General features: G+C 73.1%; 25 protein-coding genes and 1 pseudogene. 17 read left to right on the top strand and 9 right to left on the bottom strand.

Annotation, left to right across the window (positions count from 1 at the left end; all coding sequences use genetic code 11):
• Positions 1-83 precede the first annotated feature (83 nt).
• Positions 84-1,367, top strand: coding sequence for an MFS transporter (locus ACNTMW_RS13145; protein WP_426633778.1), 1,284 nt, complete (start codon positions 84-86; stop codon positions 1,365-1,367).
• Positions 1,342-2,091, top strand: a complete 750-nt coding sequence (locus ACNTMW_RS13140; RefSeq protein WP_426633777.1) for an isocitrate lyase/PEP mutase family protein — start codon at positions 1,342-1,344, stop codon at positions 2,089-2,091. Before ACNTMW_RS13145 ends, ACNTMW_RS13140 begins: the two co-directional genes overlap by 26 nt.
• A gap of 111 nt (positions 2,092-2,202) precedes the next feature.
• On the opposite strand, the gene ACNTMW_RS13135 is transcribed toward ACNTMW_RS13140, so the two are convergent.
• The 3 genes from ACNTMW_RS13135 to ACNTMW_RS13125 all read right to left on the bottom strand — a co-directional run bounded on the left by ACNTMW_RS13135 (position 2,203) and on the right by ACNTMW_RS13125 (position 3,974).
• On the bottom strand, positions 2,203-2,427 hold the full coding sequence (locus tag ACNTMW_RS13135) for a hypothetical protein (protein WP_426633776.1): 225 nt from the start codon (positions 2,425-2,427) through the stop codon (positions 2,203-2,205).
• Positions 2,428-2,606: 179 nt separating this feature from the next.
• Positions 2,607-2,822, bottom strand: a complete 216-nt coding sequence (locus ACNTMW_RS13130; RefSeq protein WP_426634000.1) for a DUF397 domain-containing protein — start codon at positions 2,820-2,822, stop codon at positions 2,607-2,609.
• A gap of 258 nt (positions 2,823-3,080) precedes the next feature.
• Positions 3,081-3,974 carry a helix-turn-helix domain-containing protein gene (locus ACNTMW_RS13125; protein WP_426633775.1) on the bottom strand — a complete coding sequence of 298 codons (894 nt, stop codon included), beginning with the start codon at positions 3,972-3,974 and terminating at the stop codon, positions 3,081-3,083.
• Between the two features lie 296 nt (positions 3,975-4,270).
• Between ACNTMW_RS13125 and ACNTMW_RS13120 the strand changes: the two genes are divergently transcribed.
• Both ACNTMW_RS13120 and ACNTMW_RS13115 read left to right on the top strand, forming a co-directional pair.
• Positions 4,271-5,116: an SAM-dependent methyltransferase gene (locus tag ACNTMW_RS13120; RefSeq protein ID WP_426633774.1), complete on the top strand. Its 846-nt coding sequence runs from the start codon at positions 4,271-4,273 to the stop codon at positions 5,114-5,116.
• A gap of 184 nt (positions 5,117-5,300) precedes the next feature.
• Positions 5,301-5,603 carry a DUF4193 family protein gene (locus tag ACNTMW_RS13115; protein ID WP_426633773.1) on the top strand — a complete coding sequence of 101 codons (303 nt, stop codon included), beginning with the start codon at positions 5,301-5,303 and terminating at the stop codon, positions 5,601-5,603.
• Positions 5,604-6,074: 471 nt separating this feature from the next.
• Here the strand turns inward: ACNTMW_RS13115 and ACNTMW_RS13110 are convergent, their stop codons facing one another.
• Positions 6,075-6,707 (bottom strand): hypothetical protein, encoded by a 633-nt coding sequence (locus ACNTMW_RS13110; RefSeq protein WP_426633772.1) that lies wholly within the window; start codon positions 6,705-6,707, stop codon positions 6,075-6,077.
• Between the two features lie 167 nt (positions 6,708-6,874).
• Between ACNTMW_RS13110 and ACNTMW_RS13105 the strand changes: the two genes are divergently transcribed.
• The 7 genes from ACNTMW_RS13105 (at position 6,875) to ACNTMW_RS13075 (ending at position 16,201) form a co-directional block, all read left to right on the top strand.
• Complete coding sequence (locus ACNTMW_RS13105) at positions 6,875-8,308, top strand: serine/threonine-protein kinase (RefSeq protein ID WP_426633771.1); 1,434 nt, start codon at positions 6,875-6,877, stop codon at positions 8,306-8,308.
• 238 nt (positions 8,309-8,546) lie between these two features.
• Positions 8,547-9,179, top strand: a complete 633-nt coding sequence (locus ACNTMW_RS13100) for an ATP-binding cassette domain-containing protein (RefSeq protein WP_426633770.1) — start codon at positions 8,547-8,549, stop codon at positions 9,177-9,179.
• Between the two features lie 26 nt (positions 9,180-9,205).
• Positions 9,206-10,516: an ABC transporter substrate-binding protein gene (locus ACNTMW_RS13095; RefSeq protein ID WP_426633769.1), complete on the top strand. Its 1,311-nt coding sequence runs from the start codon at positions 9,206-9,208 to the stop codon at positions 10,514-10,516.
• Positions 10,513-12,324, top strand: coding sequence for an ABC transporter permease (locus tag ACNTMW_RS13090; RefSeq protein WP_426633768.1), 1,812 nt, complete (start codon positions 10,513-10,515; stop codon positions 12,322-12,324). Before ACNTMW_RS13095 ends, ACNTMW_RS13090 begins: the two co-directional genes overlap by 4 nt.
• The gene (locus ACNTMW_RS13085) at positions 12,321-14,771 is read left to right on the top strand and encodes a hypothetical protein (RefSeq protein WP_426633767.1); all 2,451 of its coding nucleotides are present in this window, start codon (positions 12,321-12,323) and stop codon (positions 14,769-14,771) included. Before ACNTMW_RS13090 ends, ACNTMW_RS13085 begins: the two co-directional genes overlap by 4 nt.
• Before the next feature lie 48 nt (positions 14,772-14,819).
• Positions 14,820-15,656 carry a hypothetical protein gene (locus tag ACNTMW_RS13080; RefSeq protein WP_426633766.1) on the top strand — a complete coding sequence of 279 codons (837 nt, stop codon included), beginning with the start codon at positions 14,820-14,822 and terminating at the stop codon, positions 15,654-15,656.
• A gap of 65 nt (positions 15,657-15,721) precedes the next feature.
• The gene (locus ACNTMW_RS13075) at positions 15,722-16,201 is read left to right on the top strand and encodes a GNAT family N-acetyltransferase (protein ID WP_426633765.1); all 480 of its coding nucleotides are present in this window, start codon (positions 15,722-15,724) and stop codon (positions 16,199-16,201) included.
• Positions 16,202-16,352: 151 nt separating this feature from the next.
• Here the strand turns inward: ACNTMW_RS13075 and ACNTMW_RS13070 are convergent, their stop codons facing one another.
• Together ACNTMW_RS13070 and ACNTMW_RS13065 are read right to left on the bottom strand one after the other, a co-directional pair.
• Positions 16,353-17,711 carry a type I glutamate--ammonia ligase gene (locus ACNTMW_RS13070; RefSeq protein ID WP_426633764.1) on the bottom strand — a complete coding sequence of 453 codons (1,359 nt, stop codon included), beginning with the start codon at positions 17,709-17,711 and terminating at the stop codon, positions 16,353-16,355.
• A gap of 135 nt (positions 17,712-17,846) precedes the next feature.
• The gene (locus ACNTMW_RS13065) at positions 17,847-18,167 is read right to left on the bottom strand and encodes a hypothetical protein (RefSeq protein ID WP_426633763.1); all 321 of its coding nucleotides are present in this window, start codon (positions 18,165-18,167) and stop codon (positions 17,847-17,849) included.
• Between the two features lie 275 nt (positions 18,168-18,442).
• Between ACNTMW_RS13065 and ACNTMW_RS13060 the strand changes: the two genes are divergently transcribed.
• The 3 genes from ACNTMW_RS13060 (at position 18,443) to ACNTMW_RS13050 (ending at position 19,997) form a co-directional block, all read left to right on the top strand.
• Complete coding sequence (locus tag ACNTMW_RS13060) at positions 18,443-19,327, top strand: helix-turn-helix domain-containing protein (protein WP_426633761.1); 885 nt, start codon at positions 18,443-18,445, stop codon at positions 19,325-19,327.
• Between the two features lie 153 nt (positions 19,328-19,480).
• Complete coding sequence (locus ACNTMW_RS13055; RefSeq protein ID WP_426633999.1) at positions 19,481-19,684, top strand: DUF397 domain-containing protein; 204 nt, start codon at positions 19,481-19,483, stop codon at positions 19,682-19,684.
• A gap of 133 nt (positions 19,685-19,817) precedes the next feature.
• Positions 19,818-19,997, top strand: coding sequence for a hypothetical protein (locus ACNTMW_RS13050; RefSeq protein ID WP_426633760.1), 180 nt, complete (start codon positions 19,818-19,820; stop codon positions 19,995-19,997).
• A gap of 20 nt (positions 19,998-20,017) precedes the next feature.
• Here ACNTMW_RS13050 and ACNTMW_RS13045 read toward each other — a convergent pair whose 3' ends face one another.
• The 3 genes and pseudogenes from ACNTMW_RS13045 to ACNTMW_RS13035 all read right to left on the bottom strand — a co-directional run bounded on the left by ACNTMW_RS13045 (position 20,018) and on the right by ACNTMW_RS13035 (position 22,951).
• Complete coding sequence (locus ACNTMW_RS13045) at positions 20,018-20,773, bottom strand: SDR family NAD(P)-dependent oxidoreductase (protein ID WP_426633759.1); 756 nt, start codon at positions 20,771-20,773, stop codon at positions 20,018-20,020.
• A gap of 273 nt (positions 20,774-21,046) precedes the next feature.
• A pseudogene (locus ACNTMW_RS13040) lies at positions 21,047-21,808 on the bottom strand (slipin family protein); the annotation flags it as partial.
• A 129-nt stretch (positions 21,809-21,937) separates the two neighbouring features.
• Positions 21,938-22,951 (bottom strand): LacI family DNA-binding transcriptional regulator, encoded by a 1,014-nt coding sequence (locus ACNTMW_RS13035; protein WP_426633758.1) that lies wholly within the window; start codon positions 22,949-22,951, stop codon positions 21,938-21,940.
• A 344-nt stretch (positions 22,952-23,295) separates the two neighbouring features.
• Here ACNTMW_RS13035 and ACNTMW_RS13030 point away from each other — a divergent pair, with 344 nt between their 5' ends.
• The 3 genes from ACNTMW_RS13030 to ACNTMW_RS13020 all read left to right on the top strand — a co-directional run bounded on the left by ACNTMW_RS13030 (position 23,296) and on the right by ACNTMW_RS13020 (position 26,544).
• Complete coding sequence (locus ACNTMW_RS13030) at positions 23,296-24,564, top strand: ABC transporter substrate-binding protein (RefSeq protein ID WP_426633757.1); 1,269 nt, start codon at positions 23,296-23,298, stop codon at positions 24,562-24,564.
• A gap of 100 nt (positions 24,565-24,664) precedes the next feature.
• Positions 24,665-25,663 carry a carbohydrate ABC transporter permease gene (locus ACNTMW_RS13025; protein ID WP_426633998.1) on the top strand — a complete coding sequence of 333 codons (999 nt, stop codon included), beginning with the start codon at positions 24,665-24,667 and terminating at the stop codon, positions 25,661-25,663.
• Positions 25,660-26,544, top strand: coding sequence for a carbohydrate ABC transporter permease (locus ACNTMW_RS13020; RefSeq protein ID WP_426633756.1), 885 nt, complete (start codon positions 25,660-25,662; stop codon positions 26,542-26,544). The genes ACNTMW_RS13025 and ACNTMW_RS13020 overlap by 4 nt, the downstream gene beginning before the upstream one ends.
• Positions 26,545-26,566 lie beyond the last annotated feature (22 nt).

The following is a 26,566-nucleotide window of genomic DNA, read 5'->3' as shown; positions in this document are numbered from 1 at the left end:
CCGGCGACCCGACGACCCCCGCCGGTCACGACATCGTTATTCGTCGTTGCCATATATCTTCCACGGAAGGTATATTACCTTCCGTGGAAGATAACTCCCCCGACCCGGCCTCCCCCACGGTCCCGGCGTACGTTGCTCCGCCCCGACCGGCCGGCACACTGACCCGCGCACAACTGGTGGCCGCCGTGGGGGACGGCGCCTTCTCCGTGACCTTCGTCGGATACCTCTCCCACGCCGCCCACCTGACGCCGGCGTGGATCGGCGCCGTGCTGACCGTCGCGTGGGGCACCGGCTTCCTCCTCACGCACCCGATCGGCGCCCTCGGCGACCGGTTCGGCCTCCGCCGGCTGACGATCCTCCTGGCGCTCGCCACGGCAGCCGCCCTGATGACGCTGGCCGCCGCACCGGGCGCGGGAGTGGTGGCGGTCGCCTGCACGGCGTACGCGATCACCCAGAGCGGAGCGGGCGCGACCCGGCAGGCCCTGCTGGTCCGCCTGGTGCCACCGGTCGAGCTCGTGGCGGTGCGGGCACGCATCCAGACCGCGGCCAACGTCGGCATCGGGATCGGCGCCGCGGCCGGCGGTCTCGCGCTGCTGTCCGGCTCGGACCCGGCGTACCGGCTCGTCCTGCTCGGCGACGCGGCCCTCTTCGCCGGGAACGCGCTCCTGCTCTCCCGCCTGCCCGCGGCGGCCCACCACCGGCGGCCGGGCCGGGCGTGGGACGCCCTGCGGGACACCCCCTACCTGGCCGCCGCCGCGCTCAACGCGGTGATGTACCTGTACATGCCCCTGCTGAGCGTGCTGCTGCCGCTCTACCTGGCGGCCCGTACGGCGGCCCCCCGGTGGCTGGTCGCCGGCGTCTTCGTCGTCAACACCGTCGGCGTCGTGGCCGGGCAACGCCGGGCGGCCCGTCGGGTCGCCACCTTCGACGACGCCACCCGGGCGATCCGCCGCGCCGGCGTCCTGCTCGGCGCCGCCTGCCTGGTCTTCTGGGGCGCGTCCCGGGTCACCGGCCCGGTCGCCGCCGCCGGGATCGTCCTCGCCGGAGCGGCGCTACAGGTGGCCGGCGAGATACGGCTGGCCGCCGGCTCGTGGACGGTCGGCTTCGCGCTCGCCGACCCGGCCCGCCCCGGCCAGTGGCAGGGTGTGTACGCCAGTGGCATCCCGCTGGCGCGCGCGGTGGGGCCGGCGGCCCTGACCGGCCTGGTCATGGTGTGGACCGGGCCCGGATGGCTGCTGCTCGGGCTGGTGTTCCTCGCCGCCGGGCTGGCTGCCACCCTCGTTGTCACCTGGGCCGGGAACCACCGGCCCTTCCCGTTGGACACCCGCAAGGAGGAGACCGGTGAGTTACGCGCCGCACCAGCATGAGAAGGCCCGGCGGCTGCGCGCGCTCCATCGCGAGCCCGCGATCCTGGTCCTGGTCAACGCCTGGGACGTCGCGTCCGCCCGGGCCGTCGCGGCGGTACCGGGGTGCCGGGCGGTCGCGACGGCGAGCCACGCGATCGCGGCGGCGCACGGCTACGACGACGGCGAACAGATCCCGGTCGACCTGATGCTCGCCGCCGTCGGGCGCATCGCCACGGCGGTCGACCTTCCGGTGACCGCCGATCTGGAGGCCGGCTACGGCGACGTCGCGGCGACGGTACGCGCGGCGATCCGCGCCGGTGCCGTCGGCGGCAACCTGGAGGACGCGATGAAGCCGGTCGAGGACTCCGTACGCGCGGTGGCGGACGCCGTGGCCGCCGGCCGCGCGGAGGGCGTCGACTTCGTCCTCAACGCCCGTGCGGACGCCTACCTCGCCGGCCCGGCCGGTACCGCCCTGGCCGAGGCGGTCGAGCGCGGCACGGCCTACCTCGCGGCGGGCGCCGACTGCGTCTTCGTGCCCGGGTGCACCGACCCCGGCGACATCCGCGAACTGGTCGCGGCCTTCGGCCCCGGCCGCCTCAGCCTCCTGGGAGTACCGGGCCTGCCCGAGCCGGCGCGGCTCGAGGCCCTCGGCGTCGCCCGCGTCTCCTACGGCCCGTACCCGCAGCGCTGGGCGCTCGAGGCGGTCACCCGCCGGGCCGAGACACTGCTGGGCGGCGGCCGTTGACGCGCGCCGGCCATCGCACACGGCACCGCGGGCCGGGTCGGCTCCGGCGCACTGCTGTGCAACGCCGATGTCGCCATGTACACCGCCAAGGGCGCGGCCGGCACCGTACCGTCAGCTTCGCGGCGGGATCGCCATCGCCACTCGACCTGGCCGGCTGAGCCGGTCGTCACGGCCGGCCGGCTCGTGGCCGGGCAGCGGGTCGGCCCAGCCGGCGCACCGGGGGCAGCTCTTGACCATGCCGCACTCCGCGCACCACCCGCTCTTGATCTTGAACGACAACAGTCCCGCGAGGAACCCGAGTAGCATCGCCAGGACGCCTGTCACCAGGTAACTCATGCCGCTTACCTTCTCCTGCCGGAAGTGTGCCGGGGCTGGACCTTCATGCCAGGGCTGGACCTTCATGCCAGGGCTGGACCGACGCGCCGGGCGCCGGCGTGGCGTATCGCCGACTCCGCCCCACCGACCGTGCCGACCGCGCCACTGCCGGCGCGGTCGGCGCGGTCGGCGCGGTCGGGTCAGTCGACGAGGTGGTCGAACTCGCCGTCCTTGGCACCGGCCAGGAAGGCCACCATCTCGGCCCGGGTGTACACCAGGGCCGGCCCGTCAGGGAACCGCGAGTTGCGTACCGCGATGTCACCCCCGCCCAGTCGGGCCACCTCGACGCAGTTGCCAACCGCACCGCTGCGGGCACTCTTCTTCCAGGTCACGCCGGTCAGCACGGTTGCCGACATGCCATTGCGGACGCCGTCCGTCACCGCAAACCCCCCCCTTGCAGAATGACCGCACCGGCACGTGCGGTCTGCACACGACGTTAGGAACGGCCAGAAGCACGGTCAATGCACGTGCAGGCAACTGTGCATATGGTGACGGCCGAAGCCCAAGGTGCGGGCGAAACCCGCAGGACGGGCGAAAATCCGCAGGCCGACGCGGCGCGGGCCGCGTAGGCGGGGCTCCGCAGGGCGGGCGAAGCCCCGCCGACGGTCGGAAAGCTACCGCTCGGCGCGGGCCTTCAACAGTAGCTGCCGGGTTTCGGCCGGAGTCTCGGCATCCACCGTCAACCGGTCGAACACCCTGCTGTACACCTCGATCTCGCTCGCCTTGTCCAGATAGAACGCTCCCGTGAGGTGCTCGATGTACACCAGATCGGGCAGTTCGCGCTCGGCGAAGCGCAGCATGGTGAACGGGCCCTCGGCCGCGTAGCCGCTCAACCGGTAGGGCACCACCTGGAGGGTCACCTGCGGCTGCCGGGTCAGCTCGAGCAGGTGATCAAGCTGGGCCAGCATGACGTTCCGGCCCCCGATCGGCCGGTGCAGCACGGACTCGTCGATCACCGCCCACACCCGGGGAGCCCCCGGACGCGCGAGTACCTTCTGGCGCTGCATCCGCAGCGCGACCCGGCGCTCGACATCCTGGCCGGCCAGCTCCGGGCGCCCGTGGCTGACGATCGCCCGGGCGTAGTCCTCGGTCTGCAGCAGGCCGGGCACGAACTGCACCTCGTAGGTCAGGATCCGGGACGCGTCCTCCTCCAGCCCGACGTAGTCGTGGAACCAGTCCGGCATGAGATCGGTGTAGCGGTGCCACCAACCCGGCTCGTTCGAGCGTTTGACCATCTCCAGGAGTGCGGCACGCCGCTCCTCGTCGATTCCGTACATGGCGAGCAGGTCGGCGACGTCGCGCTCCTTCAGGCCGACCCGACCCAGCTCCAGCCTACTGATCTTCGATTCCGACCCGCGGATGCTGTAACCGGCCTCGGCGCGCGAGATCTCGGCGGCCTCGCGGAATCTGCGCAGCTGCGCGCCGAGCACGATACGCAAGGCGGTCGGGCCACTGGCCCCTTCACCCGGCAGGTCACCGGGCGGCGTGGCGGGATCAACTGACGTCACGTCCTGCTCCTTCGCACGTTCCACCGATGCCCGACCGGCGCGGCCGTCGTCGGGACGCCCCACCAGCGCGGCACGGATCCGGGCACGGCCGCCGTGGACCCGCCGCGATGCGGCGCATGGTGCCATATGGACCGAACCGCTGGTGTATCCGTCGAACCTGTGCTTAGGCTATGGCGTCTTCTGGCCTATGCACAGATTCCGATCTTCCCAAGTGAAGACGCCGGCCTCCCCAACGTACAGATGCCGGCCTTTCCCCATGTACAGACGGCACTCTTTCCCGCTCTGTGAGGCTTCTGATGCCCAGAATCATTCCGTCCACCGTGGACGCCGATGCACCCGTCCCCGTGCACATCGACACGACCAAGGCGAGCATCGCTCGCGTCTACGACGCCTTCCTCAACGGCAAGGACAACTACGAGATCGACCGCGAGGTCCTGCACCGAGTCCAGCGGGTCGCGCCCGAGGCGACGCAACTGGGGTGGGACAACCGCAACTTCCTCATCCGGGTGAGCCGGTTCATCGCCTCCCAGACCGGGATCACGCAGTACCTCGACTGCGGCTCCGGCCTGCCCACCGCGGAGAACACCCACCAGGTGGTGCAGCGCATCCAACCGGAATCGCGGGTGGTGTACGTCGACAACGACCCGGTGGTACTGGCGCACGGCCGGGCGCTGCTGGAGGAGAACGACCAGACGCACTTCTCGGCGGCCGACATCTTCAAGCCCCGCGAGGTCCTCCAGGATCCGATCGTCCGCCGACACCTTGACTTCTCCGAGCCGATCGCGCTGTTCCAGATCGGCACCCTGCACCACCACGGCGGCAAGCCCGACCCCAGCGAGATCATGCGCGAGTACATCGACGCACTCCCCTCCGGCTCCTACGTGGTGATCAGCCACTTCTTCGACCCGGAGGAGGAGCCGTACAGCCAGCTCGCCCGGCGGCTGGAGGAGACGTTCCTGCACAGCCCGATGGGCACCGGGCTCTTCCGCACCCGGTCCCAGATCGAGAGCATGTTCGTCGGCCTGGAAATGATCGCCCCGGGGATCACGCGGTGCGCCGACTGGTGGCCCGACGGCCCCCGGATCAAGCCGCTGCCCCCGATCTCGTACTGCATCGTCGGCGGCGTCGGCCGCAAACCCTGAGCCACTGCGGTACCGCCAGCCGGCACGGTCCCGGGCCGCGTCGAGGCAGCTGCGGTCGCGGTGCGTCAGGTCCCCGGACGGTGTCGGACATCGTCACCAGCCGATTGCCCCGGACGGGCCACGCGCGCGCCCGTCGTGGTCTATGGTCGTTACGCCATATACCAAGGGTGGGGAGGCAATCACCATGAGTAAGACGATTGACTATGACGCGCCGCGCCGGCCTCTCGTCGAACTCGACGATGACAGCCTGGTCAACCTCAAGGTGGCCGGCGAGTCGACCCAGTCGCCACGGGTCGACCTGGACGACGCCGACGTCGCCGACACCTTCGAACTGCCCGGCGCGGTGCTGTACGAGGAAGAGCTCAGCGTGCCCGTGGTACCGATGATGTCGGACGAGTTCCGGTGCGCCCGCTGCTTCCTGGTGCGCCACCGCAGCCAGCTCGCCCGGCGGCGCGACGGCGGTGACATCTGCACGGAGTGCGCCTGACCGGCCGGTGACCCGGCCGGACCGGGCCAGCCCCCGCCGGGCAGGCCCGCCACGACCACCGCCCGCTCGCCGGTGAACCGGCCGTAGCGGGCGATGCGGGAGTGGTGGCCGGCCCGGTCCGCGACGTACACGTGACCGCCGTGGATGGGGCGACCCCGCGGGCCGCCCAGCGGTTCGGTCCGGACGACCTCCAGGTCGCCCGGCCGGTCCAGCCGCAGGGCCCGGGCCGGCAGGTACGGCCGGGTGGGCCGGCGCTGCCGCCTTCGAGCAGGTACAGAGTGCCGTCGTCGGCGAACCCCATCCCGGTCAGCAAAAACAGCCCGACCAGCACCACCTAGAGGTGGTGACCCTCGGACAGTTCCACCTCGGCCGGGTCCACCCGGGTCCGGACTGGCGTGGGAAGGTGTCGCAACTCCTCCGTCGAGACGGTGACGGTCGGCAGCGTCATTCGGTCGTCCCCTCGGCCCGCGCTCATCTGCTGCGGACGGCCATCCCCATCATGTTGCGGGAAGTGCTCCCCCAGCCCCACCGGCCGCCGGCGGACGGCGTGAGGACGTCACCGATCCGGGCCGCCACCCCGCGCGCCACCGACCGGGGTTTCTGCTGCTCACCGGCGAGTGAGCTGACGACGATGATGGCGCCGGTGAGGATGGGGATCGCCCACTGGGCCACCTTCTCGCGCCGCTGGAGCCGGCGGATCTCGGCGGGGGTGTCGGGAGCCGGCTCGGTGATCCCCTCGACCGGGACCCGCCCGGCCTTCTCCAGCTTGCGGCCGATCACGCGGCTGTAGGCGGTCGCGCCGAGGGCGGCGGCGGTCAGCCCGGTCTTGGCCGCGCTCATCGCGCCCACGCCCTTCTGCCCGGCGACCCGCCGGCGCTCGTTGGCGAGGATGCCCGCAGACCCGACGAGGTGCGCACCGATTCCGGCCGCGTTGAGCGGGGTCCAGCGATCCCAGCCGATGGAGGCGACCCGCAGCCGTTCGTTGCGGTCGGGGACCTCGGCCGCCGCCCCGTTGAGCCCCACCACCCCCATGAGGGAGCCACCGAACCATTCTGCGAGGCCGATGTCGTGCATCGACCGCAACAGCGTGTCACGCTCAGCCATGGTCGCCTCCTCGCACAATGACGCCTTACCGGGACGTTTCGCCCGCTACCCCGCTTGAACGCGCCTACACCGAGTGCCGGTAGCCACATTCACGCGTGGAGCGCGGCGCCAGCGGGTACGTATGGACTGTGCTGTCTACAGGTGACGTGCTCAGTGACCGGTACCGATTGGACGAACCCGTCGCCGACGGTGGGATGGGCGAGGTCTGGCGGGCCACCGACGTCTCGCTCGGCCGGACCGTCGCGGTCAAGGTGCTGCGCCCTGCGCTGCTGACCGACCCGGGCTTCGACGCCAGGTTCCGGGCCGAGGCCCGGATCATGGCGGCCCTGGCCCACCCCAATGTGGTCAACGTCTACGACTACGGCCACAGCGACGTCAACCCGGGGGCCAGCGTCGCGTTCCTGGTCATGGCATACGTCGACGGCGAGCCACTGTCCCGGCGCATCGCCGAGGCCGGCCGGCTGCCGGTGGCCGAGACGATGTCGATCGTGGCCCAGACCGCCGAGGCGCTGCACGCCGCGCACCAGCACGGCATCGTCCACCGCGACGTCAAGCCGGCCAACCTGCTGATCCAGCCGAGCGGCATGGTGACGCTGGTCGACTTCGGAATCGCCCGCTCGCCCGCGGTCACCCAGGTCACCACCGCCAACGCGATCATCGGTACGGCCATGTACATGGCGCCGGAGCAGGCGTCGGGGCGCGAGGTCTCGCCCGCCACCGACATCTACGCCCTCGGCGCGGTGGCCTACCACTGCCTGGCCGGCCACCCGCCGTTCACCGGGGAGGCTCCGCTGGAGATCGCACTGCGGCACGTCAGCGAGGAGCCGCCGCCGTTGCCGGCCGACGTGCCGCCGGCCGCCCGTCAACTGGTCGAGCGGACGCTGGCCAAGGACCCGGTCGACCGCTACCCCACCGCCGCCGACCTGGCCGCCGCCGCCCGGGCCGTGATGGCGGGCCGGGGCGCGGTAGGGGCCACCGCGCGCGCGGCCACGGCCCGGGCGATGACCGTACGGGCACCCGCGGTCCGCCCGGCGGCGACGCGGTCCACCGCCGCCGCACCGGCCGCCGTGCCGGCCGGGCGCGCCGGTGTACCGGCCGCGAGCGCGGAGCCCGGGCCGCCGACCGCCTGGGAGGAGGCGCCGGCACGGCCGCCCCGGCGCAGCCCCCGCGCGGTCCTCCTGGTCAGCGCGGCCGCCGCCGCGCTGCTCGTGGTGGCGGGCCTCGTGGCCGCGCTCAGCCCGAGCCGGCCGGTGCGTACCAGCCCCGCCGAGGGAAGGGTGACCTCACAGGCGCCGGCCGCCCCCGCGGGCGACCTCACGACGGGCACCGGAGAACCACCGGCCGCGTCCACCACCGGCGTGGCCGCCGTACCGGTGGGCACCGGCGCCCAGGTGTCCCAGGCACCGGCGGCCCCCGCCCCCACCGGCCCGAGTACCGCGCCAGCCACGCCCGCGGCGCCCACCACGCCGGCGCAGCCCGCCCCGACACAGCAGCCGACGGTACGGCCGACCTTCACCCAGCCGGCGGCCACCACGCCCCCCGCCCCGGAGAACCCCACGCCCACCGGCCCGGGGGCCGCTCCGACCGCCACCGCGTCGTAGCCTCCGTGGTGCCACCGGGCCCCGGCGCGGCGGCCGGCGGCGCCCCGAACGCCGCGGCACGTAGCGGTGGCCGTGACCTTGTCGAGGCGCATGCCGACTCCGCACTGTGGACCGACGTTGCCCGCAGGACAGCCGAACGGCGCACCGCAACGCGCCGTTCGGCCGGTCTACCAGCACCCCGGCACGGTTGCTGATAGATAGAGTGGGATCACTGACTGTCAGCCCTTCACCGTGGGAGGTGGCAGCGATCCTCGAACTGCGCGACCTCGTGGTCTCCGCCGGGCCCGGGGCCGGCCGGGCCCGGCTGTCCCTGGCGTACGACCGCGCCGCCTTCACCGTCGTACCCGCCGGACCGGGGCTGGCCCGCGCGTTCGCCCGCACGGTCGCCGGGCTGGCCCGGCCGGTCTCCGGCCGGGTGCTGGTCGGCGAGCGCGACGTCACCGACGTGCCGCCCGGGTCACGGCAGATGGGTTACGTGCCGGCCGGCGGCGCCCTCCTGCCGCACCTGACCGTCCGGGAGAACATCGAGTACCTGCTGTGGCGCCGCGACACCGTGCGCGACCTCATTCTCGGCTGGGAGAAGGTGGTGGTCGACCGGCTCGAACTCGGCCCGGTCCTCGACCAGCGCCCACACGAGATCACCGCCTGGCAGCGGCTGCTGGGCGCCCTGGCCCGGGCCGTGGTGTCGCTGCCCGAGGTCGTCGTGTTCGACCGCCCCGACACGGGCGCGGTGGGCCGGCTGCGCGCGCTGCTGGCCCGGCTGGAGACGGCGGAGGCGGCCGGTCCGTCCACGGTGGCGTTCACCGTCGGTGAGGTGCCGGCGGGCGACGCCGACCGGGTCGTGCGGGCCGTGGCGGTGATCGAGCCGTGACCGGACCGGGCCGCGGCGATCGAGCCGTGACCGGCCCGCGGGTCAGCCGCCGGGCGCTGCTCGGCGCCGCCGCGGCCGGCACCGCCACCGGACTCGGTGGATGCGCCCGGGGACCGCGACCGGTCCGGGTGGTGGTGGTGTGGAGCGGCGACGAACTGGCCCGCTTCCGGGAGGCCCTGCGCGGCTACCACGCCCGGAGCGTCGAGGTGATCAGCGTCCGCAACGACATGGACGCCTTCCTGCGGGCCCGGCACAGCACCGCCAACCAGCCCGACGTCGCCATAGTCCCGTACACCGGGCTGATCGCCGAGTACGCGCGCGAGGGCTGGCTGGCCGACCTGGGATTCCTCGGTGGACGGTTCCGGCCGGGCTGGCACGAGCCACTGACCGCCGGTGGGGTCCTGAGCGGCGCCTGGGTCAAGGCGGCCCACAAGTCACTGTTCTGGTACCCACCCGGCGCGATCGCCGACGAGGCGCTGCCCCGCGACTGGAACGGCTTCGTCGACCTGATCGGCCGGCTCGCCCGGTCCGGCGGCCCCGCCCCGCTGGCGATCGGCGCCGCCGACGGGTGGGTCCTGACCGACTGGTTCGAGAACGTGCTCGCCTCGCTCGCGGGAGGCGACGACACGTACCGGGCACTCGTCGCCGGCGGCACCGACGGCACCGGCGCACCGGCGTGGGAGGCGCCGGTACGGGCCACGCTGCGGCGCCTCGCCGAGGTGTGGAGCGTGCCGCACGCGTTTCCCGGCGGCGGCCGGCGCGCCCTGGTGACCCAGCACGAGGAGTCGGTGAGCCAGGTGTTCGACCAGGGCCGGGCGACCATGGTGTTCGAGGGTGACTTCGTCGTCGCGGTGGCCCGGCGGTTCCGCCCGCAGCGCCCGCTGGCCAGGTTCCGGTTCCCGCCGGTGACCGCCGGCGCCGGCCGGCTGCTGGCGGCCGGTGACGCCGCCGTGGTCTTCAGCGGGTCCACCGACGGCCTGAAGCTGGTGGACTGGCTCACCGGACCGGACCACCCGTTCCAGGGGTGGCTGTCGCACGGCGGTTACCTGTCCCCGCAGCTGGACGCCCCCGACCCGGGCCGGGACCGCAGCGGCGGCCTCACCACCGCGCTCACCGAGGAACTGCGGCAGGCCACCGACGCCCGGACCCTGCGCTTCGACCTGTCCGACCGGCTGCCCGGACCGCTCGGTGGTCCGGACGGCCTGGGGCTGTGGAAGATCCTCCAGGACTTCTTCGCCGCCGTCACCGCCGCCGATCCCGACGTCCACCGGGCGATCGACCGGGCGGTACGCCAGTTGAACAACGCCGCGACGGCGCAGCGGAGGGAGGGGCCGTGACGGCCGGGCGGAGCGTGCCGGCCACCGGCGGCCGGCTGCTGGGCGAGGTCGTGGTCATCGACGACGTCGGGCCCGGCCGCCGCAGCCGGGCGTACCCGAACGTGGGTTTCGCGGCAGCGCTGCTGACGCCGGCCGTGCTGCTGCTCGGTGTCGTCCTGCTGTGGCCGGTCGCGCGTACCGTGCACGCCAGCGTCACCGACCGGCGCGGGCACCCGGTGGGGCTGGCCCACTTCCGGGACGCCTGGGCGGCCGAGGGCACGCTGCCGGTGCTCGGCCGGACCCTGCTGTGGGCCGTGGCGATCCCGGTGGTGGTGACCGTGGTGGGCTACCTGATCGCCGCCGCCACCCGGCGCTCGCGCGGCAGCGTCGAGACACTCGTCCTGGTGGCCCCGATCGCGCTTCCGCTGGCGGTCGCCGGCGTGATGTTCCGGCTCTTCTACGACCCCGACCCGCGGCGCGGCACCGGTACCCGGGTCCTGGTCGCCGCCTCCGGCCTGCTCGGCGTGCGCGCCGACGACGTGCCGTCCTGGCTCGGCCCGCAACTGATCACGGTCGCGTTGATGTCGGCGTTCATCTGGGCCTGGGTCGGGTTTCCGGTGGTGGTCTTCCGGGCCGCGCTCGCCGCGATCCCCGACGACCTCGCCGACGCGGTCCGGGCCAGCGGCGGCAGCCGGTTCCACGTCTTCCGCGACGCGCTGTGGCGCCCGCTGCTGCGGCGTACCACCACGATCGTGTTCGCCCTGGCGGCCCTCGCCACGGCCCGGGCGTTCGACCTGATCGTGGTCATGGCACCGGGGTCGAGCCTGGACGAGGCGGCCAACCTGGCGGTGCGGGTCTGGCAGACGTCCGGGGGCAGCACCTCCGGGCCGGCCGCCGCGCTCAACGTGCTCTGGCTGGCCGCGGTCTTCCTCGGCGTACTCGGCGCCGCGCTGGGCAGCCGGCAGGCCTGGCCGCCACCGCCACCGCCGCTCGCCGATCCCGACGTCGCCGACGGACCGGTCCGGCCGACCGCGCGGTCGGTGGCCCGGCGCGCGCTGCCCGTGCTCGCGGCGCTGGTCTGGACCGTACCCGTCCTGGCGCTGGTCGCGACGTCCCTGCACACCCCCGCCGACGCCGCCACCCGGGGCTGGTGGGCCGCGCCGATCCGGCTGGAGTCGTACACCGACCTGTTCTCCCACGCCGAACTGCTGCGCTCGCTGGGGTTCACCGGGCTGCTCGCCCTGCTCGTCACGGTCACCGTCATCGCCGTCTCGCTGCCCGCCGGGTACGCGCTGGCCCGCCTCCGCCCGCCCGGTACGGCCGCCGCCGGGGTGCTGCTACTGATGGCGCTGGCGGTACCGGTACCGGTCGTCGCCGGCCCCCTCAACGAGGTGCTGAGCCTCCTCGGGCGATCGGGCACCGAACTCGGCCTCGGGCTGGTCCACGTGGCGCTCGGCATACCGTTCGCCGTTCTCCTGCTGCGCAACGCGCTCGGCGACGTGTCGGCGGAGCACGTCCGCACCGCGCGCTTCGCCGGCCGGCGGGAGTGGTGGGTGCTGTGGCGCAACGCCCGTGCCGCCGGCCCGGCCGTGGTCGCCGTCGCGGTGCTGGAGTTCGTCCAGGTCTGGAACGACTTCGTGGTCGGCCTGTTCTTCGGCGGCGGGACCGCGCCGCTGGGGTTGCTGCTGTTCGGCGAGACCCGCCAGTTCGTCACCAACGGCGGCACCCTGGCGGCGTTCGCGGTGGTGGCGTCGGTGCCGCCGCTGGTGCTGATCGCGCTGGCCCGCCGGCAGGTGGTCGCGGGCCTGGTGTCCGGGGCGGTCCGGTGATCACCGACCGGCTGCGGCGCCGCGGTCGCCGACCCCGGCAGCAGCGGAAGTGGGTGGTCACCGCGTCGGCCGCGCTCGGCCTGGGCGTCGTCACCCTCGCCGGCAACGCCCTGCCCGAGCAGATCCAGAGCCTGCACCTGAACTGGCCGACCAGGGCGGTGCTGTCGCTGGTCGGGGTGACCTTCTTCGCCGTCGCCGGCATGGCGATCCAGAATCTGCTGGCCCGCGACGATCCGCGTACGCCGTCGGCGCCGCCGGTGGTGCGGTCCGCACCGACCGGGAAGCCGACCGGCACCCTGCCGTACACCTCGGGTTTCGTGGGCCGCACCGGGACGGTCGGGTGGATCGTCGACGCCGTGCGTACCGAACACGCCGTCGCGCTGGTCGGGCGCCGCGCGGTCGGCACCTCGGCGTGTCTGATCGAGGCGGCCAACCGGATCCGCGACCGCTACCCCGACGGCCAGTTCTACCTGGACCTGCGCCCGGCCGGCCGGGGCTTGAGCGCGCGCGAGGTGCTCGCCACGCTGTGCCGGGACCTCGGCGTCAGCGAGCAGGCGCTCGGCCGCGCCACCGACCTCGACGCCATGGCCGCGCTGCTGCGCGCCCACCTCGCCGAGCGCCGGGTCCTGCTCGTCCTCGACAACGTCGGCGCACCCGACCAGGTCCAGCGGCTGCTGCCGCCGGCACCGGACTGCCGGCTGCTGATGGCCGGCACGGCCGTACTGGACGGCCTCGACGGGGTGCGGGTACGCCGGCTGGGCGAGCCGTCGCTGGACGAGGCGACCGAACTGTTCACCAACGCCGTGCGCGACGCCGGGTCGGCCCGCCGCGACCTGCGCGGCGACCCGGCGGTACGGGCGATGGTGGAGCTGGTCGGCCGGCAGCCGTACGTGGTGCGCGAACTCGGGTACGCGATGGGCCTCAACGGCTGGTCGGCGCCGGAGCTGCTGGCCAACCTGCGCCGGGCGATGATCCTGCCGGGCCGTCCGGACGCGACGCTGCTCATGCTGGCCGACCGCGACCGGGCGTACGCGGTGCTCGGCCGCGGCGCCCGCCGGCTGTACCGGCTGCTCGCCCTGGTCCGGCAGCCGTTGAGCCGCAACGCGATCGCCGCCCTCGCCCGCGTCAACCGGGGCCGCGCCGACCGGATGCTCGACGAGTTGCTCCGGGGAGCGTTCGTCACCGCGACCGCCGACGGCCGGTACCGGCTGCGCCCGCTGCTGGCCGGGTACGCGCGGCTGCACCTGTGCTGCGCCGAGCCATCCCGGCGCCAGGTGGCGGCGCACGGCCGGCTGGTGCGCTACCTCGCCCGCCAGGCGGAGCGGCACGCGGCCGGCCTGGCCGGGCCGACTCCCCTGCCGCAGCCGCCCGCCGCCGACCCCGACCCGACTATGGAGTCCGGCAGCGGATCCCCCGACCCGACGCCGGTGTCGCCCGGCGTGCCGGCCGATCCGGGGGTGCACTGGTTCACCCGGCACCAGGAACTGCTGCGCACCACCGTGTGCGGCCCCTGGGGGTCGGCCGGCGCGCTGCCCGCCGACCCGCCGGCCCGGGTCCGCCGGTGGTGGCTGCGGCTCGCGGTGGCGCTGTGCACCTGGTACGCCACGCGGGCCCGGCTCGACGACTGGGCGGCGGTCTGCCGCGCGGTCCTGGCCTCCCCGCTGAGCCGCGAACGGCCGGCGGTGGCCGGCTGGGCGAACAACGAACTCGGCGCGGTGTACCGGTGGCAGGGCGACGCCCACCAGGCGGCCGTCGTGTTGTCCATCGCGGTCAGGCAGCGGCACCGGCGCGGCGCCGCCCAGTCGCGTACCAACCTGGGGCTGGCCCTCCTCGACCAGCACCAGGTCGACGCGGCCCTCGACCAGTTGCACCGGGCCCGCCGGCAGCGCTCCCCCACCGACCGGGCCGGCCAGGCGGTCACCGAACTGGGGCTGGGCGCGGCGTTCCTGGCCCGGCACGATCCGCTCAAGGCCAGACACCACCTGGTCCTCGCCGCGAACCGGTTCGACGCGATCGGCGACCGGCGCGGGTACGCCGCGGCGCTGACCAACCTCGTCCTGGCCCAGTGGTGGCTCGGCGAGCGCCTCGACGCCGCGCACGCCTGGCACGCCGCACTGGACTGCTACGAGGCCACCGGCGACCGGCGCGGCTACGCCTCCGTCCTGCTCAACGCCGGCGCGGTCCTCGTCAGCGGCGACCCGGCCCGCCCGGAACGGGCCCGCGAACTGCTCCTGGAGAGCCTGCGCCTGCGGCGGTCCACGGCGCAGCCGGTCGGCCGGGTGCTGCTGTACCTCGGCGACGCCGCCGCCGCACTCGACGACCCGGACGAGGCGCAGCGGTACTGGAAGGAGGCGGCCGAGGCGTGCCTCGCCGCCGGTGACGGCGACGGCAGCGAGGCCGCGCGGCGCCGCCTGCGGGCAACGGCGACAGGGCCGACGCCGGCGTAGTCTTCACCGGTGGGCTCCGGGGATTCCCGGTACGGTCAGCGCCTCGCCGTGAACGCGCGTCCCGAGGAGCACCTCGCCGCCTTCGGCGCGCGTCTCGAGGAGCACCTCGCCGTCATCGCCGCGCGCCTCGACCCGGGTCAGCCGTACCGTGACCCGCGCCCCGGCGAGCGACGGCTGGCAGTGTCCGCCCTCGGTCACGTCCTGCGGGCCCGCCCCGACCCGCTGGCGGCGGCGGCCGCCTTCGCCCGGCTGGGTTTCGCGTACACCGACGAGGTCGACGCCGGTACCGGGCGCCGGTACGCGATGTACCGCGATGGCGTGTGGGGCGTCGTCGCGGTGGACCTGTCCGCCCCGGCCGGCCTGGTCGTCGAGGTACCGCACCCCCACTCCGACCTGTGTACCGAGCGGATGGGCGCGTGCCTGTTCGCGCTCACCCCCGGCGCGGTCCTGGTGATGGCGGGCGCGCACCGCCGGGCCGGCGGCGGCGCGGCGGACGTCGCGCACAACGACGGCTCCCTGTTCCACGCCCTGGCCGCCGAGGCGGCCCGCCGGCGCCTGCCGCAACTGCAACTGCACGGGTTCGCCGACCGCAACCTGCCCGACGTCGACGCGGTGGTCTCCACCGGCGCCCCGGCGCCCGCCCCGGCCGCCGTCCGGGCCGCCGGCCACGTCGCCGACCACCTGGCGGCGCTCGGCCTGGCCACCCGCCGGTCCGGCGACACCCCCGGCGGGTACCTCGAAGGCACCCGCAACGTCCAGGCCCGGACCGCGTCCCGGGCCGGTACGGTCTTCGTCCACCTGGAGCTGAGCCGGCGGGTCCGCGCCGACGGCCGGCTACGGGCGGGTACGGCGCGCGCGCTCGCCGCCGCCGGCCTCGCGGAGTGACCGCCGCCCGGCGTCTCCCGGACGTGACCGCCCGGTCCGGGGCCGGGCCGGTACCCTGCACCGACGTGACCTTCACACTGCGCCCGATGACCGCTGCCGAACTCGCCGCGCGGACCGGCACGCTCATCGAGGAGTACGCCCTCGACCTGCACCGGTCCCGGAACCTGCCGCTGGACCGGGCCCGCGCCGAGGCCCGGCGGCAGAGCGCCGAACTGCTCCCGGACGGCGTGGACACCGACGGGGCACTGCTGTTCACGGCCGTGGCCGACGGCGTGGCGGTCGGGTGGGTCTGGATCAGCCTGCCCGCGCCGGATCGGCCCGACACGGCCTGGATCTACGAGATCACGGTCGACCCCGAGCACCGCGGCAACGGTCACGGCCGGGCGACCATGCGGGCCGCCGAGGACGAGCTGGCCCGGCGCGGGGTACCCCGCCTCGCGCTCAACGTGTTCGGCGACAACACGGCCGCGATCCGGCTGTACGAGAGCCTCGGCTTCCGCACCACCAGCATGCAGATGGCCAAGCCGGTCGAACCGCGCCCCTAGCCGCCTTGTGGGTCACCCACCTGGCGAACCGCTTCGAGCGCCCCCAATCAGCCACGAAGACACCCCGGCCGTGCCTACGCACCGCCCCGGCCGGCGACCTGCACGACCGCTTCGTCGGATGGCTGCCGATCACGGTCTGACGCACGGCCGGTCAGTACACCCAGCGGGTGGCGGCAACGACGTCCTCGGGCTCTCGGTCGGCGAACAGCTCGACCTCGGCGCGGCGGACCGCCAGGAACGCCTGGAACAGCTCCGGCCCCATCGCGTCGGCGAGCACGGTGTCCCGCTCCAGGGCGGAGATCGCCGCCGGCAGCGAGTCGGGCAGCCGGGGCGGCCGGTCGGGCTCCGGCAGCGACGCCGGATCGACGGTCACCTCCTCGGGCAGCCGCAGCCGCAACCCCGCGGCGGCGGCCGCCACCGCGCACACCGCGCCGACCACCAGGTACGGGTTGGCCGCGCCGTCGCAGCACTTGAGCTCGGCGTTGGCGGCCGTGTCCCGCGCACCGGTCACGCCGGTCACGAACCGCAGCGCCGCCTCCCGGTTCTCCCGGCCCCAGCACTGGAAGGCGCCGGCCCACCGCTGCGGTACCAGCCGCAGGTAGCTCGCCACGCTCGGCGCGGTGACGCCGACCAGTGCGGGCAGCCGGTCGAGCAGGCCGGCCAGGATCGACTCGCCGACGGCGGTCATCCCGTACGGGCCGTCGCCACCGGCGAAGACGTTCCCTTCCTTGCCCGCGGCCGAGAAGTGCAGGTGCGCCCCGTTGCCCACCTGGCCGGCGGTGACCGCGGGCGCGAACGACACCCGCAGCCCGTGCCGGGCGGCCACCCCGCGGATCGTCTGGCGCAGCAGTACCACCAGATCGGCGGCGACCACCGGATCGGCCGGCGCGACGGACAGTTCCAGCTGCCCCGCGGCGTACTCCGGGTGGAACTGCTCGACCGGCACGTCCTGGGCGTCCAGCGCGTCCATCAGGTCACGGATGTAGTCGGACAGCTCGACGACCCGGGTCATCCCGTACGCCGGTCCGGTGGTGGCCGGCACCGCCCGCCCCTCGGGAACGGGAGCGCCGACGAACCACTCCACCTCGAACCCCGCCTTGGGCCGCAGCCCGGCGCCGGCCAGCCGGTCCGCCATCCGCCGCGCGAACATCCGCTGGCAGGCCGGGTACGGTTCACCCTCCTGGGTCCACCGGTCGACCGGCGCCCAGGCCCAGCCCGGCTGCGCGGCGAGGACGGTGAGCCGGTCGAGGTCGGGGTGCAGCCGCAGGTCGCCCACGGGGCCGCCCACGTGCGGGCTCGTCGTGATGGAGTCGTCGACGCAGAACACGTCGAACACCGGCGACATCCCGATCCCCCACGCCGCGGCGTCCGGTAGCCGGTGCCGGGGAACGGTCTTGACCCGGGTGACGCCGGCGTTGTCGACCATGGTCAGCGCGACCGCCCGGACGGCGCTGGTGGCCAGGTAGTCGGCGAGTTCACGGGCCCGCTCGGCGAGCACATCGCGGTCCATGACACCCAGCGTTCCATGAATACGGAGAGTTCGGGGTGCTATGCCACCGAAACTCTCCGTGATCACGGACGAGGGTTGGGCTCACTCAACCCGCCGGTACCGGAGGCTGTGCGGCAGCCGTCCACCTGACCGGCGTCAGCTCCAGTGACCGCGGTTGGCGAGCCGGAACCAGCGCCCCGGGTCGGCGGGCCAGGCCCAGTGGCCCCGGTTGACCGGCCGCCGCGGCCGGCTGCGGATCCACCCGACGAACCGGTGGTACAGCTGACCGGCCGGCACGACCGGCAGGTCCTCGGCGGCCCGGACGAAGTGGGTGCTCATCACCAGCCCCAACATGGCCGTCGCGCCGTCGTACTCGATCAGCAACTGGCGGCGGCCGGTCTCGCACGGCCAGCCGTTCCCGCAGCACACGCAGGTCCAGGTAGGACGGACCGGCAGGTGGATATCCGCCGCGCCCATGACGCGCCCCCCCTTGCTCCCCTCGGGGAAGCGTGGCGGCCCCGCCCTCCGTACGCCATCGGGCCCGCCACCCTCCCGCGACATACCCGTCGGCGGGCCCGCCACGCTCCGTGCCGCCCATCCTGGGACGGCGGCGCCGGCTGCGCAATGTTACGAGCGCAACGTGTTGCCGCGCTGTTCGAAAGTCGCGATGATCCGACGGTCGCCATTACGCGGCGAAGCTACCGGCGATTACGGACGCAATCCAGGCAGGATTACGAACGGAAGGGAATCCGGTGACGACCGACCACGGTTCCACAGTGCCGCGCCGGCAATTGGGGCGTTACCTGCGACAGCTACGCGAAGACGCGCAGATCACGGTGCGGGCCGCGGCGGAGGCGCTGGAGTGGTCCACTCCCCGGTTGTGGCGCATCGAGAAGGGCGCCGTCCCGATGCGGGCGCTGGACGTCAAGAACATGTGCCAGGTGTACGGGGTGGCGCCGGACATCACCGAGGCGCTGATGGGGCTGGCCAAGGAGACCAGGGCCCGGGGCTGGTGGCACTCCTACGGCGACGCCGTGCCGGCCTGGTTCGAGCTGTACGTCGGGCTCGAGAGCGCGGCCAGCCGGCTGCGCAAGTACGAGTCCGAACTGATCCCCGGCCTGCTCCAGACCAAGGCGTACGCCACGGAGACGTTCCAGGTGGCCCGCCCGGAGACCACCCCGGAGGAGCTCGACCGCAGTGTCGCCGTACGGCTGGAGCGGCAGGGACTGCTCACCCGCCGGGTACCGGCCGCGCCGCGGCTGGACGTGGTGCTCAACGAGGCGGCCCTGCGCCGGCCGATCCGGGACCGGGACGCCATGGCGGCCCAACTGGAGCACCTGGTCGACATGGCGCAGCGGCCGAACGTGTCGGTCCGGGTGCTTCCGCTGAGCGCCGGCCTCCACCGCGCGTCGTCCTGCGGCGCGTTCACGATCCTGGAGTTTCCCGAGAGTGCCGGCGGTCGGGACGGTGAGCCGGCTACGGTGTACAGCGACAACCTCACCGGTGCGCTGTACCTCGACAAACCGGCCGAGGTGGCCGCGTACGCGGAGGTCTGGCGCAGCGTGGTCGACGCCTGTCTGGACGAGCCCCGTTCACATGGGCTGATCGCCGCCATCGCCAGGGAGTACACGACGTAACCGCCGGGCGCGCCGGATGCCGCACGGCGCACGTCGGCGACCGCACGCCGCGCACCGGCTACCGCGTATCGCCATCAGTCATGATCTGCCGGCGTTCGGGTAGCCCGGTGCCGAGTTCCGATGATCTCACTGCGAGGAATGGAGTACTCCGTGATCGACATCTCGGGCGCCCGGTGGCGCAAGAGCAGCCGTTCCGGCGGCAACGGCGGCGACTGCGTGGAGGTCGCCGACAACCTGCCCGGCGTCGTGGCCGTACGCGACAGCAAGAACCCGGCCGGTCCGGCTCTGGTCCTCACCCCCGCCGCCTGGAGCGCGTTCGTCGCCGGCGTGAAGCGGGGCGACTTCGACGCCGGCTGACCGGGACCGCCGCCGGCTGACCGGGACCGCCGGCCGACCGTGATCACGGAAACCTTTCCGCCGCGGAACCCGGAAAGGTTTCCGTGATCACGCGAACCCCGTGACGCGGCGGAGGGCGGCCACCTCCAACGAGATGAGCCACAGCGTGACCGAGGTGGCCAACGGCAGCCGCACCATCGCCACCGCCATCACGGACGTGGCGTCCGCGGCCGCCGAGACCACCGACGCCATCACCGAGACCGAGCGCGCCGCCACCGAACTGACGCGGCTCAACGGCCAACTTCAGGACCTGGTGGCCCGCTTCCGGTACTGACGTACCGAGGTCCCCGGCGGTCAGTACGGGTACAGCCCGCCGTCCAGGCCGATCACCTTGCTGGTGAGGTAGCCGTTGCGCAGCATCGCCAGCGCGAGGTCGGCGACCTCCTCGGTGGTGCCGAGCCGCTCGACCGGGATGGGCAGCGGCAACCGCTCGGGGTCGTGCGGGCCGACCGGCAGCATGCGGGTACCGGCGATGAGGGCCGGCGCGATCGCGTTGACCGTCACCCCGCTGTCGGCCACCCGGGAGGCCAGGAAGTGCGTCAACCCGTGCAGCCCGGCCTTGCTGGCCGCGTAGTGCGGCCCGACGACACCGCCGGTGAACGCGGCGACCGACGAGAAGAACAGGATCCGCCCGTACCCGCGCTCGATCATCCCGGGCAGCACCTGTTGGGCCAGGAAGAACGGTGCCCGCAGGTTCACCGCGACGGTCTGCTCCCACCCGTCGAGGTCCACCTCCTCCCAGGTCCTGCGGACACCGACCCCGGCAGCCGTCACCAGCAGGTCGACCGGGCCCACCCGCTCCTCGGTACGGCGGACCACGGCGTGCGGCGCGTCCGGGTGGGCGAGGTCGGCGTGCTGTACGGTCACCCGGCGGCCGGTCGCGCGTACCTGCTCGGCGAGGCTCTCGGCGTCCTCGGCGTGGCTGGTGTAGGTCAGGGACAGGTCGGCGCCGCTGCCGGCCAGCCGGCGGGCCAGGGCGGAGCCGATCCCGCCGGACGCGCCGGTCACCAGCGCGACCCGCCCGTCGAAGCTCGGTGCCGGTGTGCTCACCGGCTCCTCCTGGTGGTCGTCGCGGTCATCGGGGGGTGGTGCCCGCACCGGCCGGATGTATGCGGCTCTCCGGTGAGGACGGTCGGTCACACCACCCGGTCAGGCGGCCCGGTCGCCGTCGGCGTGCCGGCCCGGCGCCGGAACGGCGTCGAGGTCACCCAACGACCCGGACCCGCTACCGAGCAGCCCCCGATCCGATTCGAGCGGTCCCCGCTGCGATTCGAGCCGCTCCGGCTCGGTACCGAGCGGCTCCGTCTCCCGGGCGGCGGGCGCGGTCGCCGCGCCGTGGGGCTTCTCCAGGAACCGCAGCAGTTCCACGGGGAACGGCAGGACGAGGGTGGAGTTCTTCTCGGCGGCCACCTCCACGACCGTCTCCAGCAGCCGCAACTGCAACGCCGTGGGGGTGTCGGCCATGGTGGCCGCCGCCTCCGCCAGCTTGTGGGACGCCTGGAGTTCGCCGTCGGCGGAGATGATGCGGGCGCGGCGTTCGCGTTCGGCCTCGGCCTGCCGCGACATCGACCGCTTCATCGACTCCGGCAGCGAGACGTCCTTGATCTCCACCCGGTCGATGTGGATGCCCCAGTCCAGTGCGGGGCTGTCGATCATGAGTTCCAGCCCCTGGTTTAGCCGCTCCCGGTTGGCCAGCAGGTCGTCCAGGTCGCTCTTGCCGATGATCGAGCGCAGCGACGTCTGCGCGACCTGGAGCACCGCGAAGCGGTAGTCCTGCACGTTGACGACGGCCCGGACCGGGTCCACCACGTTGAAGTACACGACCGCGTCGACCTTGACCGTGACGTTGTCGCGGGTGATGCCGTCCTGGGCGGGTACCGGCAGCGTCACGATCTGCATGTTGACCTTGCGGAACCGATCGACACCGGGCGTGATGAGCGCGAGTCCGGGTCCGCGGACGCCTTCCCGGATCCGGCCGAACCGGAAAACCAGGCCCCGCTCGTACTGTTTGACGATGCGCGCGCTCGCCGCGGTGCCCGCCGCACCGAGTGCCGCGAGGAAGACGAGCGCGTCGACAATGACCATGACCGGCTCCCGTCTCCAAACCTAGCCGACCGCCCCGCCAATCTGCGTGATCGTGGAGGATTTTCCGTGTCCCCACACGGAAAATCCTCCACGATCACGGGGGCGGGAGCGGGAGCGCGGGAGCCGGAGTCAGCGCGGTGGGGCCGTGCTGCCCCTCGGCACGAGGTGACCGGTCTCGGCCTGGACGTTCTCCGCCGACCCGTGTGTGACCACAGTGAGCAACTGCCGCGCCGCGGTGGTGCCGTACGCCGGGATGTCACGCGACACCGCGGTCAGCGCCGGGTGCACCAGGCTGCACAGCAGCGAGTCGTCCCAGGCCACGAGGGACAGGTCGGCCGGTACCGACAGGCCCATCTCCTGGGCCACCGCGAGCCCCGCCACCGCCATGACGTCGTTGTCGTAGATGATCGCTGTCGGCCGGGGCGTCGAGCTGAGCAGCCGGCGGGTCGCGCGACTGCCCTCCTCGCCGGTGTAGTCGCTCGGTACGGTCACCGCGTGCTGCACGCCGAGACGTTCACACACGGCGGCGAAGGCCCGGGTGCGGACCGCGGTGTGCAGCAGGTCCGGCAGGCCGCCGACCCGGACGATGTGCCGGTGGCCGAGCGCGACCAGGTACTCGACGACCTCCTCGATGGCCGCCGCGTCGTCCATCCACACGTACGGGATGCCGAAGTCGCCGGGGCCGGCGATGGCGACCGCCGGCAGCTGGAGTTCGCGCAGGACGTCCACCCGCCGGTCGTCGACGTGCAGGTCGACCACGAGCACCCCGTCGACGCGCCGCTCGCCCCACCACCGGCGGTAGACGGCGATCTCGGCGTCGTGGTCGGCGACCACCTGGAGGGTGAGCCCGCAGGAGCGGGCCGACAGTTCGGCCTCGATGCCGCTGATCAGCTCCATGAAGAACGGCTCGACGCCGAGGATGCGCGCCGGCCGGCACAGCGCCAGGCCGACCGCGCCCGCACTGGCGCCGGACAGGGCGCGGGCGGCCGAGTTGGGGTTCCAGCCGATCCGCCGGGCGATCGCGATGATCCGTTCCCGGGTCGCCTCGGACACGCCCGGCTGGCCGTTGAGCGCGTACGAGACGGCTCCCTTCGACACGCCGGCCTCCCGGGCGATGTCGGCGATGGTCGGCCGCTTTACCACTGGTCTCCTCGGGTCGGCGGACTTATGCGGTTCAGTATGCGTGATCAAGGAGCGCCTACCGGTACCGGGTGGCGGCCGAACGGCGACTGGCGGAGCGGCCGGACGGCGACGGGCGGAGCGGCCGGACGACGACGGCCGGAGCGGCCCGGACGCGGGGACCGGCGGGGCCCACGCGTGGGAACGCTCCCGTCCGGGCGGGGACCCGGCCGCCTCCGCTGGTAACAGCCTCCTAACGACTCATTGACAGCCTTCGTTGTCACTTCTACGGTGAGGCCACTTATCCGGTTCAGTACGAGGTGAACCCTGCGTCGGCTGAGCCGTTTCCACGTCCCGCGGAGGATGGCATGAAACGGTTTTGGTCCCGGGCGCTCCGGGCGGTGGCCGTCGGCACGGTCGCGGCTGTTCTCGCCGCATGCAGCGGCAACAGCGGCGGTGGCGGCAACGACAAGATCACGCTGAAAATCAACTTCTGGGGCGACTTCGGCCTGACCCAGCTCAAGCCGAAGTACGAAGCCGCCCACCCGAACATCAGGATCGTCCTCAACTCCGGCGAGTACAACGCCCAGCACGAGGACCTGCAGAAGAAGCTCATCGCCGGCTCCGGCGCCCCGGACATCGCCGCGATCGACGAGGGCTTCATCGTCTCGTTCCGCGCTCAAGCCGACAAGTTCGTCAACCTCCTCGACCACGGCGCCGGCCAGTACGAGAGCAGGTACCTGCCCTGGAAGTGGAAGCTGTCGCTGTCGCCGGACGGCAAGACCCAGCTCGGCCTCGGTACCGACGTCGGCGGCCTGGCCATGTGCTACCGCACCGACCTGTTCGCCGCCGCCGGGCTGCCGACCAACCGCGACGAGGTCTCCAAGCTGTGGCCGACGTGGACCGACTTCATCACGGTCGGCCAGCAGTACACCGCGAAGACCGGCAAGAAGTTCGTCGACAGCGCGACCAACATCTTCAACCCCGTCCTGAGCCAGCAACCGGTCGGCCTGTTCAGCCCGGACGAGAAGCTGCAGATGGACGGCGGGCCGAAGGTCGCCTTCGACACCGCCACCGCGGCCATCGCCGCCGGCCTGTCGGCCAACCTGGTCAGCTTCCAGACCGGCTGGGACCAGGGGTTCGTCAACGGCAGCTTCGCGGTGCTGGCCTGTCCGGCGTGGATGCTCGGCCACATCAAGGACACCGCGCCCGGTACCAGCGGAAAGTGGGACATCGCCGCGGTACCCGGCGGCGGCGGCAACTGGGGCGGCTCCTTCCTCACCGTCCCCAAGCAGGGCAAGCACACCAAGGAGGCGTACGACCTGGTGCAGTGGCTGATCCAGCCGGAGCAGCAGATCGAGATCTTCAAGGAGGTCGGCAACCTCCCGTCACAGCCGGCGCTGTACTCCGACCCGGCGCTGGCCACCTTCACCAACCCGTTCTTCTCCAACGCCCCGGTCGGCCAGATCTTCGGGGGCACCGCCGCGAAGCTCCAGCCGCAGTACCAGGGCAAGAAGGCCGGCCCGACCCGGGTGGCCGTCGAGAACGTCCTCCGCCAGGTCGAGTCCGGCCAGCTCAAGGGCTCCGACGCCTGGGCGGAGGCGGTCAAGCAGGCCCAGAAGGCCGCGCAGGGCTGACCCCGGCGCGGCTGTCCACCCGGAGCGGGCCCACCGGCTACTCAAGCCCGCTCCGGGTACCCCGTCCCCCGCACCCGCCAGGAGGCCCGAGTTGACCGCCATGGGAAGCGCGCCACCGGTACCGACGCGGCCGGACAGCGCTCCGGTCCGCCCACCCCGTCCGCCCCGGCTGAGCTGGCGGGACCGGCTCTTCCGGCTCGACACGCGGGCCATGCCGTACCTGCTGATCGCGCCGTTCTTCCTGCTCTTCTTCGCCTTCGGCCTGTTTCCGCTGCTGTTCAACGGGGTCGTCGCGTTCCGCACCTGGCGGCTGGACGACCCCACCCGCGACGGCTGGGCCGGCGGCGCCAACTTCAGCCGGCTGCTGCACGACGACAGCTTCTGGAACGCGCTGTACAACACGTTCGGCATCTTCGTGCTGTCCACCGTGCCGCAGCTGCTGCTGGCGCTGGTCATCGCGTCGCTGCTCAACCGCAGGCTGCGGGCGCAGAGCTGGCTGCGGGTCGGCGTGCTGCTGCCGTACGTGACGCCGATCGTCGCGTCGACGCTGGTGTTCAAGGTGGTCTTCGAGCGCGACCACGGCGTCGCCAACTGGGTGCTGTCGCTGCTCGGGCTGAGCAGCACCGGCCACCCGGTCGACTGGCACGCGACCAAGACCGCGTCCTGGATCGCCATCGCCACGATGGTCAACTGGAAGTGGATCGGCTACAACGCGCTGCTGTACCTGGCGGCGATGCAGACCGTGCCGCGGGACGTGTACGAGGCGGCCGCCCTCGACGGCGCCAGCCCGTGGCGCCAGCTCTGGCGGATCACCGTCCCGATGATCCGACCGGTGGTGATCTTCACGGTGGTGCTGTCCACGATCGGCGGCCTGCAACTGTTCACCGAGCCCATGCTGTTCGACTACAACGCCCAGATCGCGACCGGCGGCTCCGGCGGCCAGTGGCAGACCGTCGCCCAGCTCATCTACAAGGTCGGCTGGAAGGACCTCAACCTCGGGTACGCCGCCGCGATGTCCTGGGCGCTGTTCGCGATCATCCTGGTGGTCTCGGCCGTCAACGCGCTGCTCACCAACCGGCTCGGAGGGGGGAACAAGTGAGCCGCCCACGTACGACGGACCGGCCGCGGGGCCGCGTGCTCGCCCGCGCGCCGCAGGACACGCCCGGCAGCCGCTGGACGTACCTGGCCCTGCTGCTGGTCCTGGCGTTCTCGGCGTTCCCGATCTACTGGATGGCCATCATCGCGACCGGCGACGAGTCCGCCGTGTCGAAGACGCCGCCCCAGGTGCTGCCGGGCGGCCGGTTCGGCGACAACGTGCGCGAGGTGTTCTCCGCCCAGGACGTCTTCTTCTCCGCCTCGCTGGTCAACAGCGTGATCGTCGCGGTCGTCGCGACCGCGGCGCAGCTGTTCTTCTGCTCGCTGGCCGGGTTCGCCTTCGCCAAGCTCCGCTTCGCCGGCCGCGACGCACTGATGATCTTCGTGGTGCTCACCCTGACCATCCCCAACCAGCTCGGCATCGTCGCGCTGTACATCCTGACCGGCAAACTCGGCATCAACGGCACCCTGCTGGCCGTCATCGCACCGATCCTGGTCAGCGCGTTCGGTGTGTTCTACATGCGACAGTTCATCCTCGGCGCGGTACCCGACGAGCTGATCGAGGCGGCCCGGATGGACGGCGCGACGACGATGCGGATCTACCGCAGTGTGGTGCTGCCCGCGATCCGCCCCGCCCTGGCCGTCCTCGGCCTGCTCACGTTCGTGGCGACCTGGAACGACTTCCAGTGGCCGCTGATCCAGTTGCAGGGCACCGACTACCCCACCTCGATGGTGGCGCTGTCCGACCTGGCCAGCGGAAACTACGTCATCTACCGGCGGGTGCTGTCCGGTGCCCTGATCGCGACCGCCCCGCTGCTGGTCGTGCTGGTCCTCGGTGGTAGGCAGATCGTACGGGGGATCATGGAAGGAGCCGTGAAGAATTGAGGTCGGTCCGCCCGCTCCACGA

The sequence above is a fragment of the Planosporangium spinosum genome (genome assembly GCF_049999945.1).
GTDB classification, from domain to species: Bacteria; Actinomycetota; Actinomycetes; order Mycobacteriales; family Micromonosporaceae; genus Planosporangium; species Planosporangium spinosum.
Note: the sequence above shows the minus strand (reverse complement) of the source record. Positions and strands in the feature narration are given on the sequence as shown.

Bases quoted from the DNA above. Each gene is read 5' to 3' on its own strand.
- ACNTMW_RS13025 (WP_426633998.1), top strand. From the start codon at position 24,665: ATGGGAAGCGCGCCACCGGTACCGACGCGGCCGGACAGCGCTCCGGTC.
- ACNTMW_RS13120 (WP_426633774.1), top strand. From the start codon at position 4,271: ATGCCCAGAATCATTCCGTCCACCGTGGACGCCGATGCACCCGTCCCC.
- ACNTMW_RS13030 (WP_426633757.1), top strand. From the start codon at position 23,296: ATGAAACGGTTTTGGTCCCGGGCGCTCCGGGCGGTGGCCGTCGGCACG.
- ACNTMW_RS13115 (WP_426633773.1), top strand. From the start codon at position 5,301: ATGAGTAAGACGATTGACTATGACGCGCCGCGCCGGCCTCTCGTCGAA.
- ACNTMW_RS13130 (WP_426634000.1), bottom strand. From the start codon at position 2,822: ATGTCGGCAACCGTGCTGACCGGCGTGACCTGGAAGAAGAGTGCCCGC.
- ACNTMW_RS13110 (WP_426633772.1), bottom strand. From the start codon at position 6,707: ATGGCTGAGCGTGACACGCTGTTGCGGTCGATGCACGACATCGGCCTC.
- ACNTMW_RS13050 (WP_426633760.1), top strand. From the start codon at position 19,818: ATGAGCCACAGCGTGACCGAGGTGGCCAACGGCAGCCGCACCATCGCC.
- ACNTMW_RS13065 (WP_426633763.1), bottom strand. From the start codon at position 18,167: ATGGGCGCGGCGGATATCCACCTGCCGGTCCGTCCTACCTGGACCTGC.
- ACNTMW_RS13070 (WP_426633764.1), bottom strand. From the start codon at position 17,711: ATGGACCGCGATGTGCTCGCCGAGCGGGCCCGTGAACTCGCCGACTAC.
- ACNTMW_RS13135 (WP_426633776.1), bottom strand. From the start codon at position 2,427: ATGAGTTACCTGGTGACAGGCGTCCTGGCGATGCTACTCGGGTTCCTC.